The 13,978-nt window shown below is 65.5% G+C and carries 13 protein-coding genes; 4 read left to right on the forward strand and 9 right to left on the reverse strand.

All coding sequences use genetic code 11. The features are described 5' to 3' along the window. Positions 1 to 61 precede the first annotated feature (61 nt). Positions 62 to 619 carry a DUF3228 family protein gene (locus tag ACYVJ8_RS03955; protein WP_460709579.1) on the forward strand — a complete coding sequence of 186 codons (558 nt, stop codon included), beginning with the start codon at positions 62 to 64 and terminating at the stop codon, positions 617 to 619. Positions 620 to 695: 76 nt separating this feature from the next. On the opposite strand, the gene ACYVJ8_RS03960 is transcribed toward ACYVJ8_RS03955, so the two are convergent. Next, positions 696 to 1,067: a hypothetical protein gene (locus ACYVJ8_RS03960; RefSeq protein WP_460709580.1), complete on the reverse strand. Its 372-nt coding sequence runs from the start codon at positions 1,065 to 1,067 to the stop codon at positions 696 to 698. Positions 1,068 to 1,311: 244 nt separating this feature from the next. Between ACYVJ8_RS03960 and ACYVJ8_RS03965 the strand changes: the two genes are divergently transcribed. After that, positions 1,312 to 2,529 (forward strand): CapA family protein, encoded by a 1,218-nt coding sequence (locus ACYVJ8_RS03965; RefSeq protein ID WP_460709581.1) that lies wholly within the window; start codon positions 1,312 to 1,314, stop codon positions 2,527 to 2,529. 550 nt (positions 2,530 to 3,079) lie between these two features. On the opposite strand, the gene ACYVJ8_RS03970 is transcribed toward ACYVJ8_RS03965, so the two are convergent. From ACYVJ8_RS03970 to ACYVJ8_RS04000, 7 genes are all read right to left on the reverse strand, one after another. Continuing rightward, on the reverse strand, positions 3,080 to 4,690 hold the full coding sequence (locus tag ACYVJ8_RS03970) for a tryptophan halogenase family protein (RefSeq protein ID WP_460709582.1): 1,611 nt from the start codon (positions 4,688 to 4,690) through the stop codon (positions 3,080 to 3,082). Positions 4,691 to 4,727: 37 nt separating this feature from the next. Further along, a complete protein-coding gene (locus ACYVJ8_RS03975; protein ID WP_460709583.1) occupies positions 4,728 to 5,189 on the reverse strand; it encodes a hypothetical protein in 462 nt (153 codons plus the stop codon). A 4-nt stretch (positions 5,190 to 5,193) separates the two neighbouring features. Further along, on the reverse strand, positions 5,194 to 5,415 hold the full coding sequence (locus ACYVJ8_RS03980; protein ID WP_460709584.1) for a helix-turn-helix domain-containing protein: 222 nt from the start codon (positions 5,413 to 5,415) through the stop codon (positions 5,194 to 5,196). A gap of 1 nt (position 5,416) precedes the next feature. Continuing rightward, positions 5,417 to 5,926, reverse strand: a complete 510-nt coding sequence (locus ACYVJ8_RS03985) for a DUF2975 domain-containing protein (protein WP_460709585.1) — start codon at positions 5,924 to 5,926, stop codon at positions 5,417 to 5,419. A gap of 154 nt (positions 5,927 to 6,080) precedes the next feature. Continuing rightward, the gene (locus tag ACYVJ8_RS03990) at positions 6,081 to 7,025 is read right to left on the reverse strand and encodes a GNAT family N-acetyltransferase (RefSeq protein WP_460709586.1); all 945 of its coding nucleotides are present in this window, start codon (positions 7,023 to 7,025) and stop codon (positions 6,081 to 6,083) included. Positions 7,026 to 7,044: 19 nt separating this feature from the next. Continuing rightward, positions 7,045 to 7,656: a TetR/AcrR family transcriptional regulator gene (locus ACYVJ8_RS03995; RefSeq protein ID WP_460709587.1), complete on the reverse strand. Its 612-nt coding sequence runs from the start codon at positions 7,654 to 7,656 to the stop codon at positions 7,045 to 7,047. A gap of 2 nt (positions 7,657 to 7,658) precedes the next feature. After that, on the reverse strand, positions 7,659 to 8,081 hold the full coding sequence (locus ACYVJ8_RS04000; RefSeq protein ID WP_460709588.1) for an ester cyclase: 423 nt from the start codon (positions 8,079 to 8,081) through the stop codon (positions 7,659 to 7,661). A gap of 8 nt (positions 8,082 to 8,089) precedes the next feature. Between ACYVJ8_RS04000 and ACYVJ8_RS04005 the strand changes: the two genes are divergently transcribed. Both ACYVJ8_RS04005 and ACYVJ8_RS04010 read left to right on the forward strand, forming a co-directional pair. Next, complete coding sequence (locus ACYVJ8_RS04005) at positions 8,090 to 10,831, forward strand: alpha/beta hydrolase family protein (RefSeq protein WP_460709589.1); 2,742 nt, start codon at positions 8,090 to 8,092, stop codon at positions 10,829 to 10,831. A gap of 116 nt (positions 10,832 to 10,947) precedes the next feature. Then, positions 10,948 to 12,966: a M13 family metallopeptidase gene (locus tag ACYVJ8_RS04010; RefSeq protein ID WP_460709590.1), complete on the forward strand. Its 2,019-nt coding sequence runs from the start codon at positions 10,948 to 10,950 to the stop codon at positions 12,964 to 12,966. 213 nt (positions 12,967 to 13,179) lie between these two features. Here the strand turns inward: ACYVJ8_RS04010 and ACYVJ8_RS04015 are convergent, their stop codons facing one another. After that, positions 13,180 to 13,947 carry an alpha/beta hydrolase gene (locus tag ACYVJ8_RS04015; RefSeq protein ID WP_460709591.1) on the reverse strand — a complete coding sequence of 256 codons (768 nt, stop codon included), beginning with the start codon at positions 13,945 to 13,947 and terminating at the stop codon, positions 13,180 to 13,182. Between the last annotated feature and the right edge of the window lie 31 nt (positions 13,948 to 13,978).

Here is a 13,978-nt window from a genome sequence, read left to right on the forward strand (position 1 = left end):
GCATCGGTAACGGGCTGCCGCGTGCCGGATAATGCCTGATCGCTCCTGCCGCCTGCGCCGCATGTCCATCGTCCTCACCGACTTCGCCCGTCCCCGTCTTTTTCCGCGCGAGCCGCGCCGCAACACCATCCAGGACTGCACGCCCGAGCAGTTCGAGCGGCATCTCAATGACGTGGCGCCGCTGACGGTGCTAGACGGCTACGCGCCGTTCTGCAAGCTGCATGTGCATCGCAACTGGACCTCGACGCGCTGCCTGGCGGCGCCGATCACCGACGCCAACCGGCATCTGTTGTGCTCCGAATATGAGGCGCGCACGAAAGACGAACTGCCGGTGCTGGTGCGCTGGTTCGAGGGACTGGAGCCACCGGTGGCGGACTATCTCATCGTCATCCTCTACAGCCGCGAACAGCTGGCGAAGGAAGGAACGACGATCACCGCCGACTGGGGCGTGGTGGGATGCATGTACACGGCCGAGCCGATCGAGACGCCGATGGCACCGGTCACGATGATGCGCAACGCGCTGGGAGTGGAAGAGGGCGGCTCGGGCGTCGCACTGGATCGCGCGGCGTATCAGCGCAGCGTCGAGTTCTGGCGAACGCACGCGAACTGGCGAGGGTGAAGGCGTGCTGCTTACGCGCCACTGGCGCGTGCGCGCAAGGCGGGACGTGCCCGCCCTGCGCGAGTCGGGCCGATGCCTATGTGCCGCAGATCACCGGCGTTCCGGCATAGCCGCAGCAAAGCTTGCCGTTGTTGTTGACCATGTTCCGCCCACCGAAGAAATCGGAGTAGCACTGCGGAAAGACGTTCATGTCGAAAGTCGCATTGCGCCAGGTGCCATCCATGGTGCGACAGCTGGCCTGGAGCGTGCAGCCGTTCATCTGTACGTTCTGGCAGGTTTGCCAGAACGAGAACTGCGTGGTTTTGGGCGGCAGTTGACAGGCGCTGGCCGCGGCTTTGGGTAGAAGCGAAGGTTTCTGCGCGGCGGCCTTTTGCCCGGCTTGCGCCGCGAAGGCGGTGGTTGCGAAAGCGACCAGGGAGGAGGCAACGATCAGTGTCAGCCGTTTCATGCAATGTCCTTTTGTCATCGAGGCAGGGCGCGGTGGGGTGCACACGTCCTGCGTTACGGCGACGGCCCTCATGGCCGGTCGGTCGTGCGGCCAGCGCCGGCCGCCCCGGAATGGGGCCGCTATGGGTGCAACGCGAGGCAGCCGGGCCTACGGCCACGTCCTCTAGCTGGGTGCGTCCTGCCGCTGCCGTGCGCCGCGCGTCCGGGTGGCGCATCCATAACGGTGCCGCGCCTATCCTCTGCGCATGCACGAGCGTCGCCGCTTTCTCCGAACGCTGGGCGGCATCGCGGCCGGGGTCGCGACGTTCGCGTCGCGCGCGGCCGCACCGCAGCGGCGTGCTCGCGCGGGCGATGCCGCGTCCGTTTCCCTGTTCCTCTGCGGCGATGTCATGACCGGGCGCGCGATCGATCAGATCCTGCCGCACCCATCCAAGCCGCAACTGCACGAATCCTATGTTCATGACGCGCGCGACTATCTCGCGCTGGCGGAACGCGAGAGCGGCGATATACCGCATCCGGCGCCGTCGGCTTACATCTGGGGCGACGCGCTCGCCGAGCTGAAACGGCGCCGGCCCGCGGCCAGGATCATCAACCTCGAAACCAGCATCACCCGCAGCGCCACGCCCTGGCCCAAGGGCATCAACTACCGCATGCATCCCGACAATGTCGGCTGCCTCACGGCTGCTGAAATCGACTGCTGCTCGCTCGCCAACAATCACGTACTCGACTGGCAGCGCGAAGGCCTCGCCGAGACACTCGCCACTTTGCATCGGGCGAAGATCGCGACCGCGGGAGCCGGCGCCGACCTCGATGCCGCGCAGGCGCCGGCGATCCTGCCGCTGGGCGAGGGCACGCACCTGCTCGTGTTTGGCGCCGCAACGGTAGACAGCGGCGTGCCCGAAGATTGGGCGGCGACCGCGAAGCGTTCAGGTGTGCATCTCCTGCCGGATTTGTCGACGGCCACCGCGACGCGTATCGCTGCGCTCATTCGCCGCTATCGACGCCCAGGCGATCGCGTCCTCTGCTCGCTGCACTGGGGCGGCAACTGGGGCTATGCGATTTCCAGCGCACAACGCGCGTTCGCACATGCGCTGATCGACGAGGCCGGCGCCGACATCGTGCATGGCCATTCCTCGCACCATCCCAGGGCCATCGAGATCTATCGCGAACGCCCGATCCTCTATGGCTGCGGCGACTTCCTCAACGACTACGAGGGCATCGAGGGGCATGAGGCCTATCGCGGCGAGCTGGGCTTGATGTACTTCCCTACGATGGATCTCGTCACGGGGCGATTGCGGGAATTCGAATTAGTGCCGACGCGGATCCGGAAGTTTCGAGTGAATCGCGCAGGACCCGAGGATCGGGACTGGCTGCTCGCCATGCTGCGGCGCGAGTGCCGCGCCTTCGGCGGTGACGTGGACGTGGATTCGAACGGCGGATTCCGCGTGCGTTGGCGCCGTTAGTGCAGCAACGCAGGGGCGCCGCGTGTAATTTCGCCCGCACGTTGTGCGAATCGCTGGCTGTCAGCTTCGGTAGGACGCGCTACCCGACGGGACGGGGGTGCTCCGCCCCTCCGGACGGCATCCCTGCCTTTAGTCGGGGCCGCGGACCATCCTGGTCCGCTCTCCGCACCCCCATCCCATCGGGCAGCGCTTACCGCGAGCATGCAGATCGCCACTTCGGCGCCGGAGCCCTTCTTCTCCCCGCCTGCGGGGAGAAGATGCCCGAAGGGCAGAAGAGGGGGAGCGAGCGCAGCGAGTTGCTTTTGCTCTTTCGTAGACGCGCCCGAGATGTGTCGAGGGCAGGCGGTGCCGGTGGGTAGGCGCGACTGTCAGCGGCATGGATACCGCTGATCAAGCCTCCATGGACGGATTCACGGCGTGTCGCGACTGCCCACCGGCGCCGACTGCCCGCGCTGGGATCGCGCAACCGCCGACAGCCACGTCCCCTCACCCTGCGTCGCTGACGCGACGCTGTCCCTCTCCCCGCAAGCGGGGCGAGGGAGTTTGTGGATCACCAGAGATAGAGCTGCAACGTCTCCTCGCGCGTGCGCGGCGGAATCGCCTGCAGGAATTCGCGATGGTCCGGATAGTTCTTCGCACTGCGGTCGAGCATGTTGTCCAGCGCCGGCAGGTTGTGCTGCGCCTGCTTTGGCGTGGGAGCCTGCAAGTCCTGCGCATCGGGGAAGACGCCCATGCCGGCGAGCAGGGCGTACCACGACATCGTGGGATAGGCATGGCCGAACAGCCCCTTCTTGAGGCCCGGCACCAGCGGCTTGCGCGCCATCCACGTGCGCAACACCTGAACCAGCGAATCCGACAGGCGAGTGTTGGCGGCGTTGTCGCGCCAGTATTGCGTGTCGGTGCGGCTGTTGGTCTTGTAATGGCAGACGATGTAGTCGCGCGTGGCTTCGAACTGCGCGTTGACGGTTTCGTTGAAACGCTGGCGCGCGGCTTCGCTCAGATCGCCTTTCTCCAGCGCGTCGACCAGCATGGTCGCCGTGCGTTGCACGAACATCAGCGCGGTCGCTTCCAGCGGCTCGATGAATCCCTGCGCCAGACCGTTGGCGACGCAATTGCGGTTCCAGGAATGGGTGACGCGACCGACGCGCATCTTCAGATGGCGCGCGGGAACGTCGGCATCGAGCAGGCCCAGGTGGGCGCGCAGCTCGGTCTCCGCTTGGTCGGGCGTGCAGTACGCGGTGCTGTAGACATAGCCGTTGCCGTAGCGCTCGGTCAGCGGAATCTTCCACGCCCAGCCGTGGTCGAGCGCGGTGGACACGGTCTGCGTCATGATCGCTCCGTCCAGCGGCGTGGGCATTGCGACGGCGGCATCGTTGAACAGATTCTCGGCGAAAGGCACGAACGGCGTAGCCAGCGTCTTGCCGATCAGCAACGAGGCGAAGCCGCTGCAGTCGACGAAGAAGTCCGCCGCAAGCGTCTCGTCACCTTCCAGTTGCAACTGCGCGATGTCGCCGTTTTCGTCCTGCGTCACCGCCTGGATGTGGCGCGGCACATGGCGCACGCCGCGTTCCAGCGCCTTGCGGTGGAGGAAGGCGCCCAGCAGCACCGCGTCGAAGTGATAGCCGTACCAGATGTCGAAGGGGAAGCACGGATCAGGGCGCGGTGCGCGGCATTCGCTCGCCAGCCGATGCGAAATGAAGAAGCGATTGGGGTGCGCGTAGACGTCGGCGCCCTCCAGCCGCGCGTGCACGTTCTGCACGAACTGCGTCATCGTCAGGTTGTCGAGCATCGAAGCGAATGGGTGGAAATAGCTCTCGAAGCCCGGCCGCGTCGACCAGCGATCGAAGGTGATGCCGGCCTTGTAGGTGGCATTGCACGCCGGCATCCATTCGGATTCCTCGATGTCGAGGCTCTGGAAGAATCCGCGCAGCCAAGGCGTCGAGCCTTCGCCCACGCCGATGATCCCCACTTGCGGCGATTCGATCACCGTTACCTGCAAGCGCTGTCCGTAAGACGTGTTGGCCAGCAACAGCGCGGTCATCCAGCCCGCGGTACCGCCGCCCACTACGCATACGTGACGAACGGGCGGCTCCGCATCGGGGCGCAGTACGGTCCGTGGAGCGGGCGCCGCCGCGTTCAAGATGGGCTGGATAATGGTCATGCCCCAGCTTACTCACGGCGGGTGCGACCGGGGAGTCTTACGCCTGGGCGGAGCGGTGCACTTCTCTGCGTGACCAACCGAAGTACGTCCGCCACGCATAGCCCCACGGAACTACCGCCGCCAACACGGGCAGGGCCAGGAAGGAGCCGGCCACGTCACCCGCCGGCGTGCCCCACAGCGCGCCCGCCTGCCATAGCGGATAGGCGACGAAAGCGAGCCAGATCGCTTTGTAGCCGATGGTGAAGAACATCAACGGCAGCCAGCGCAGCGGACGGAACAGTCCGAATAACGCCAGCGCGGGGTAGGTGGCCCACACCGACCAGGCGACTGCGCGCAGCGGTTCCCATTCGCCGGTGTGTGTCAGCAGCACGCGCCACGCGGCCGGCGCGACGAACACCAGCATCAGCAGATAGAACAGGCGCAGGCCGCCGATCTGGATCGGGCGTACGCCGTCGTGGCGCGGATCGGGAGCGAAGAAGCGGGCAACGAACGCGGACATGGCGTCATTCCTCCGAGGAAAGGGACGGATCGAAGGCGAGCAGGTCGCCGGGCTGGCACTCCAACGCCGCGCAGATCGCCTCCAGCGTGGCGAAGCGGATCGCCTTGGCCTTGCCGGTCTTCAGGATCGACAGGTTGGCGAGGGTGATGTCCACGCGCGACGCGAGCTCCGTGAGCGTCATGCGGCGGGCGTGCAGCAGTTCGTCGAGGCGGACGGCGATGGCCATGTCACACCGTGCCTTCGAGGTCGGCACGCATGCGCGCACCCTGCGCGAACACGCCGGAAAGCACGAACAGCAGCAGCACCGCGAGCCAGGGAGCGAAGGTGAAGCCGCCCAGCCTTCCGGGCTCCCACACCACCGCCGCGATCCAGGTGACGAACAGACGCAGCACTTCCAGCGCGACCACGCTCCAGGCGATGGCATCCAGGCGCCGCGCGTTGTCGAGGGTGAAGGGATCGCCGGCGCGCACGGTGTCGACGATCGCAAGCAGGCGCCGCAGCACGGTGTGCACGATCGCCGCGCCGATCATGCCGATGACGACGATCGCGCGCAGTCCGCTGGGCAGCAGCGGATGATGCGACGCGAAGTCGCCCAGCGGCGTTTGCGGCCAGCCGGTGATGAAGAAGCTCCAGACCAGCAGTAGGCCGATGCCCACCCCGTAGAGCAGGTTGAGCACGGTCAGGCCCTGGATGACCGGCCGGGCAACGGCCAGGGCGCGGGTGGACATACGATTCATGGCGGCCTCCTTATTTATCGTGAAACGATAATAAATATATCGATCAACGATAAAAATAGGCCGAAAGGCACCCCTCCGGCCTTTCGAGTGTTAAGGGCAGCCAGGCGGCACCGAAGTGAGCGGTCACCCGAATGGGTGGGACTTGCCGCTGTCCTCAGCGCCAGTCGTCGATCACGTAGCAGTCCGCGCGGTTGTGGCCGACGGCGTTGTGCTGCTGCATCGCCACGCCCTGCACCACGGTGCGGTAGCCGCGCGCCAGCATGCGGCGGTAGGCGTCGTGGCGGCTGGTGTTCACTCCCGCCATCACCTGGCCCAGCCCGCGTTCTTGCGCCAGGGCTTCGCACGCGGCCAGCAAACGCTCGAAGTCGCGTGGTGCGTTAGGGCCGGATCGTGTCGCGCCGAACTTGATGTAGGCGGTACCGCTGCCGGCTTCGCTGCCGCCACCGAGGTGGCACACCGCGAAGGCGGCCAGGCCTGCGTCGTCCTCGATCAATACGGTTTCGCCAAGGCTCTGTGCCAGCGTCGACTCGATTTCGACGCTGACGTCGAGACCGTCGTGCAATGCATCCGTCAGGGCACGGCAGTCGGCCAACACGGCCTCGCGTGCCTGTGGGGCCAGCGAGGAAAGGACGCGCCAATTCGTTGTCCCTGACACTTCGGACGGCACTGCCTTCGACATCAACGCCGTCAGATGCTGTGGCCAGAAGCCGAAGCGCTGGTACAGACCGACGTGCTTGGTGCTCTGCGGAAAGGTGAACAAACCCGCATGCCGTGTGTTCCAACGTTCGAACAGCGTCATCGTCGCCGCGAGCAACTCGCGCGCGACGCCGCGGTCCCAGAAGTCGGGCCGGACGGTCAGCGGACCAAAGAAGCCGAAGCGGCCCCAGCGCGCAGCGAAATTGGAACCGATCAGAACGCCGTCGACATACGCGCCCAAGGCCGCATCGGGAGCGGCGCGCCAGCGCGTGTGCACATAGTCGGCGTCGCCGGCGAAGGCAAGGGGATCGGGCAATCCCAGAAAGGTGCCGAAGGCGAGGCGGAAGATTCGATCCGCCTCGGGCAGGTCATCGGCCTGCAGGGGTTGAATGAGGATCTGCATGTGGGGTCTCTTGTCCGTGTCAGTCGCCGGCGGGCTTGCGCGCCGCGTCTATCAGCGCTCGTATCGCCCAGCGCTTCACTTTGCGCGCCTGTGCATCGTCGAGCTGCAGCACGTCCTTGCATACCACCATCGCCTCGGTGCCCAGGACCAGGGCCAGAGCTTGCGACAGTGTCTTGAACGCAGCGGGACGGAACTGCTTGCGTACTGGGGCGAGCGCGGCGTCGATCAGGTGCGAACGGCGGTTCTGCCGCGCGGGTAAGGTGTCTTCCTCCCCCGCGGGTGCGCGTTGCAGCGAATGCGCGAGCATCGTGCGCAGTTGCGCCTCGTTGGCGAGGATCATGGTGTGCAGGCCGTCGTCGACGCGTTCGATGCGAGCCGCGGCGTCGTCGATCGGCGCACCGGCGAGGAGAGCCTCGGGTTCGGGCACGGCGACATCGAGCGCCGCTTCAAGCAGCAGCGCATCGAGCTTCGGGAAATAGCGATAGGCGGTGGCGCGCGAGACCATCGCGTCCTCGGCGATTTCCTCCAGGCTCGGGCGGCGTCCCTGTTTCACCAGGCGCGTCGCGGCCTCGAGCAGCGCCTTGCGCGTGCGGCGACGTTGGTTGGGTCGGCCGGAGTCGGGCGTGTCCATGCTCAGTCCTGGGGCAGCTGGCGAAGGATGGCGGCGAGATCCAGCCACACGTTCTCGCGCTTGATGTCGCCGTCGGGATTGAATTCGACGACGTGCAGCAGGCGGAATTCCAGCGGCCGGTTGCGCCCGTCCAGTCCGAACGGGCGTCCCGGCGCGCGGCCGTGCCACATCGATTCGTCGACGACGAAATCCGGTCCGTACAGCCGGCGCAGCATTTCTACGCGGCTCTCGGACAGGTCGGCGAACAGGCCCTCATAGAACCCGCGCGCCGATTCGCGCCCATGGGTGGGGCCGGTGGGGACGCCGACGATGTCGTGCTCGACGTCGAGGGCAAGGGTGGCAAGCACCCCCTCGACATCGTCGCTGGCCTCGAAGCCAAAGTGCTCGTCGATCTTCCGATCCATCTGTGCGCGGGTCAGGCTCATGGCGGTGGGTGTCTTGCTGGGATGGACAAAGCGTAAAGAGACAAATATCTCAATACAATACTCACGTCACATTTTCCGACGGGCGGTCGGGCCACCCAGTGCCGCGACAAAGTGGGCCAGCCTTGAATGCCTCGCCCGCAGGTCGCGTGCCTTCCGCTATGCTCGTCCCAGCGCTCGGGCCGAGGGCGCAACCAATGGGGATTGGAAGAGCAATGAGCATCAGGATCGGTGCGCGGGGGAGTCTGCGCTGGCGTTTCGTCTTCGCTTTGCTGTTTGCGCTGACCTCGCTGCAGGCAGGCGCAGTCAGCAAAGTGGATCCGGGTGAAGAGCCGCGGCTTGCGCCCGACGAGGGACTGCTGGTGGTCAGCGTCGATAGCGACGTCGGTCTTGCCAGCATGCGCTTCCGCAACGAGGGCGGTAGCTGGGGCAACGGGTACTTGCGAGGAATCAAGGAAGGTCGCACCACCCAGCTGTACCGCCTTCCCGCTGGACGCTATCACTGGACGAAGATATTGATCTTCGATACGTGGTCCTGGAGTGGATCCTTCGACCTGTCCAAGAACGACGAATTCGCGTTCGAGGTGAAGCCCGGCCAGATCAATTACGCCGGCGACGTCGTCTATCGCGCGGCCGGGTTTCTCAGTGCCGATATGCGCCTCTCCAACAGGGCGCTGCCGGTACTCGACTGGCTGCAGGCCAAGCATCCGGCACTGACCGCGAAATTGCCGTTCGCCTATAGCGGCTATTACCCGGACCCGTTCCCGGCCTTCTATCTCGAAGCCAAGCGCAGCGCCGCCAATGTTCCTGGCGATCTGGACGCCGGACGCACGGCGCCCAAGCCGGAAGCCTTGCCGCTTCCACCCAAACTGCTCTGGAAAGAGGGGCGCGTAGACGATGTTGCGTTGAGCGCCGATGGCCAGTGGGTGGTCGAGGCTGTGCATGAGCAGCCAGAGCGCTGGGCGCTGGGCATCTTCGATGCGAACAAGGGCACCGGGCAGCGACTCGTCGCCTCGGACGCGCCGTTCGAGGACATCCGCTGGGAAAGCGACCGGATCCTGCTGGCCACGACGCGTTCGGTCGTGGGTACATGGCTGCACGCCTTTCACATCAGCCAATCGACGGATGGAAAGTTCACGATCAAGCGCGTAGACGGCCCCGTCGGCGGCGATCTGGTCGATGTTCTACCCGCCGAGCCAGGCGTGGTGCTGTATCAACGGCGCGACCAAAAGGGCCAGTTGGTCGTGCATCGCCTCGACCTCAACAGCGAGGAGGGGACCAAGGTCTTCAAGCGTGCCAGGTCGCGCGAACGCTTGAACCTGGGCGTGGCGAACGATCTGCACTGGTTCGCGGACGGCTCCGGTCGCCTGCGCATGGCGTTTGCGCGCAAAGGCGAAGACGACGTCGCACTGATGCATGGCCAGGACGGCGTTTACCGCGAAGTCCTGTCCTATCGCGCCAACAGCGGCTTTCAGCCGTTGCAGCTTTCCTACGACGGAAACCTGATCTATGGATTCACGGACGAAGAGCGTGGCCAACGCGATCTGGTCGCGTTCGATCCGGCCCAGGGAAAGATAGTGCAGACCGTCTACAGCAAGCCGGGCGTCGATCTGGTCTCGGCGGTGTTCGATGATCGCCGCAAGCCTATCGGCGCTACCTACTACGCCCAGGGCTTGCTGGTCACCGATTACTTCGACGAAGCGGGCCGGCACCTGGAAAAAATGCTGCATGCCGCATTTCCGGGGCAAACGGTGACCGCGATACGTCGCAGTCGCGACGCCAGCCAGATGTTGCTATGGGTGGACGGTAGCGATCGTCCCCCGCAGGTCTATCTGCTGGATACCGTGAAGCGGCAGGCCCAGCTCTTCGACGATCTGCTTCCCGATCTGGCTGGCCGCAAGTTCGCGCGGGCGGACGTGCTCAAGGTTCATGGCAGCGACGGCTTGCCGGTCGAGGCCTTCCTCACCTTGCCCGACGGCGAAGGCAAGCGACCGTTGGTCGTTATGCCGCATGGTGGCCCGATCGGCATCAGTGACGACTTGCACTTCAACCGCGAGGTGCAGTTTCTCGCTTCGCTGGGTTACGCGGTATTGCAGGTCAACTTCCGTGGCTCGGAAGGTTACGGAAAGGCGTTTCGCGAAGCGGGCTATCGCAATTACGGCAAGCTCATCGAAGACGATATCGACGCCGCGATCAAGGCGGCCCTGGCCTCGTATCCGCTCGACGAATCGAAAATGTGCGCGGTCGGCACCAGCTACGGTGGCTATTCCGCCATGGTGGCAGCGATCCGCTGGCCGCAGCGGTTCCGCTGCGTCGTCTCGATTTCGGGCGTGAGCGATCGCGCGCTTTTCTTCACCTCCAGTGACAGCGGTCGCGATGCGGAGACACGCAAGCTGATGGAACGCACCATCGGCAACCCGAGCGTACCTGCGGAGTTGTCCGACATGCAGGCGACCTCGCCGCTGTACCGCTACCAGGACCTCAAGGTCCCGGTGATGCTGGTGCATGGCGGAGAGGACGCGCGCGTGGACATGGAACATACGCGACGGCTGGTTCGCCTCCTCAATCTGGCAGGACGTCCGCCGGTGCTATTGACCTTCAAGAACGAAGGGCACGGCGTGGAACAGCTCGACAACCGGGATCAGGCATGGAGTTCGATTGCCGGTTTCCTGGGCGAATATCTGGGCAGGGCCAAGGTTGCGGCGTCGCCCGCTACCACGCCCGCTGCAGCAGCGGCGCCTCAAGGGAAGTGACTCGCCCTCGGGGCAGAGGGCTCGTCGCCATACGACAGATAGGACATTCGATACAGGCGCCGCCGGAACCGGCGCGCCTATAGTCGCCGCACTTCACCCAAGAAAGGGGATTCGCCGTGCGCAGGACCAGTCTTTCGATCGCCATGTTGCTCGCCGCCACCACCGCCTCCGCCGGGGTGGTACACGGAATCCATCCCGAAGACATCAACCGCAACAGCCAGGCGTGCACCGATTTCTTCGATTACGCCAATGGCGCTTGGCGGCAACAGAACCCGATCCCCGATTACATGGATCGCTGGAGCCGCCGCTGGCAGTCGGGCGAGGTCAACAAGGAGCACGTGCGCGACATCCTCACCGAGCTGTCCGCGCGCAACGACTGGCCCAAGGGCAGTGCGGGCCAGCTGGCCGGCGACTTCTACGCCGCCTGCATGGACGAGTCGCGCGTGGATGCGCTCGGCAGCAAGCCGGTGCAGCCGTGGCTCGACGAGATCGGCGCGATCAAGGGCAAGGCCGGTCTGCAGCGCATGATCGGCAAGCTGCACGACGCCGGCGTCAGCGTTCCCTTCATCGTCTACGGCGGCGAGGATCTGCACGAGCCGTCGAAGACCATCGCGCACATCTACGCCGGCGGCCTGGGCATGCCGGACCGCGACTACTACCTCAAGCCCGAGCCGCGCTTCGTCGAGGCGCGTGCGAAGTACCTCGAGCACGTGGCTAAAACTTTCCAACTCGCCGGCACGCCGGCGGCGCAAGCGAAGCAGAACGCCGACACCGTCTTCGCCTTCGAGAAGCGCCTGGCCGAAGCTTCGTTCGACAACGTGCAGCTGCGCGATCCCAAGCTGCAGGACAACCTCACCGCCTTCGCCGATCTGTCCAAGCTCGCGCCGGACTTCGATTGGGCGAAGTACTTCGACGCCGCGCACATGCCGCGCGATGCGGTAAACGTGACCCAGCCGAAGTTCCTGCAGCAGGTGGAAAAGGAACTGGCGACCACGCCGATCGCGCAGTGGCGGACCTACCTGCAATGGCAGGCGCTCAACGCCGCGGCCGATTCCCTCTCCCAGCCGTTCGTCGAGGAAAACTTCGCCTTCAACGGCAAGTTCCTGACCGGCGCCACCCAGATCAAGCCGCGCTGGAAGCGCTGCGCGGAGCTCACCGACCAGCAGCTGGGCGAGGCGCTGGGGCAGAAGTACGTCGAGAAGTACTTCCCGCCGGAAGCCAAGGCGCGCATGCAAGAGATGGTGAAGAACATCCTGCTGGCGATGGACGATGTGATCCGCGGGCTGGGCTGGATGGACGAGGCGACCAAGCAGAAGGCGCTGGAGAAGCGTTCGACCTTCTTCCCCAAGCTCGGGTATCCCGACAAGTTCAAGGACTACCAGGGCGTGGCCGTGTCGCGCGGATCGGCCTTCGACAACCTCATGGCCGCCTCGCGCTGGAACGTCGCCGACAACCGCAGCCAGGTCGGCAAGCCGACCGATCGCAGCCGCTGGGGCATGACGCCGCCAACGTCGAACGCCTACTACAACCCGCAGCAGAACGAGATCGTGTTCCCGGCGGGCATCCTGCAGCCGCCTGCGTTCGATGTGACCGCCACTGACGCCGCGAACTACGGCGCGATCGGCGTGGTGATCGGCCATGAAATCAGCCACGGCTTCGACGACCAGGGTGCGCAGTTCGACGCGCAGGGCCGCTTGTCCAACTGGTGGACGCCGAAGGACAACGCGCAATTCCAGGCCAAGGGCCAGTGCGTGGTGAACCAGTTCGAGAGCTACTTCATCGAGCCGGGACTGCACCACAACGGCAAGCTGGTGCTGGGCGAATCCATCGGCGACCTGGCCGGCGCCAAGATTGCTTATCGCGCGTACCTCAAGTCGCGCGAAGGCAAGGGCCCGGAACCGACCATCGACGGCTTCACCCCCGAGCAGCAGTTCTTCCTCGCCTGGGGCCAGTGGCGCGGCGACGAAACCCGCATGGAAACGCAGCGCACCATGATCCAGGGCGACCCACATCCGGTCGCGAAGTATCGCGTCAACGGCCCGCTGTCGAACCTGCCGGAGTTCCGCCAGGCCTTCCAGTGCAAAGCCGGCGACGCGATGGTGCGACCGGAAGCCGATCGCTGCGAAGTCTGGTAGGCCACATCCGCTTCACACTCGCGAAACCCCTTCTCCCCGCGCGCGGGGAGAAGGTCGAAGCGGGCGATAGCCCGCTGAGGGCGCAGCGCCGGATGAGGGGCGCGCCTACGGATCGGCTACGGATTCGCAAAAACGGAAAAGGCCGCCTCGCGGCGGCCTTCCCGGTGAGCAGCGAAGCAGGCGGAAACGCGCGCCTGCTCGCTTCAGGATCGATTACTTGGCCTGCGCCGCCTGCTCGACGATCTTCGCCACCGCCTGCGGCTTCGACACGTAGATCGCGTGGCTGCCAGAGGCTTCGACTACGGTCGCGCCTGCGCGCTTGGCCATCATCTGCTGCGCCGGCGGCGGGATCATGTGGTCCTCGGTCGCCACCAGATACCAGCTGGGCTTGGACTTCCACGCCGGCACGGTCACCGCACCGGCCAGTGCCGGCAGGCCCCAAGGTACCTGCGAGGCGGCCATGAATTCGGCGGCCTCCGCCGGCACATCGGCGGCGAAGGAAGCCGCGAACTTGCTGCGATCGAGGTACAGGAAGCCATCTTGCGGCGGCAGGATCGGCGGCACGGGCGCACCCGGCGGCGGATTGGCGATCAGCGTCTGCACCGACTCGCCCTTGTCCGGAGCGAAGGCGGCGATGTAGACCAGACGCTCCACCTTCGGATCGGTACCGGCTTCGGAAATCACCACGCCACCGTAGGAGTGGCCGACCAGCACGACCGGGCCGTCCTGTTGCGCGATGGCGCGCTTGGTGAAGGCGACGTCGTCGGCGAGCGAGGTGGTCGGGTTCTGCACGATGGTGACGTTGTAGCCATCCTTCTTGAGGATGTCGTAGACCTGCTGCCAGCCGGAACCGTCGACGAAACCGCCGTGCACGAGCACGACATTGCGGATGGGCTGCGGGGCCTGCTTGTTGGCGGCTTCGGCGGTAGTGGCGAGGGACATGGCGGCGGCCGTGGCGAGGAGGAGCGTCTTGAGCTTCATAAGGTTTCTCCAGAGGGTAGGGAACGCAACG

This window comes from Lysobacter terrae (genome assembly GCF_054782215.1).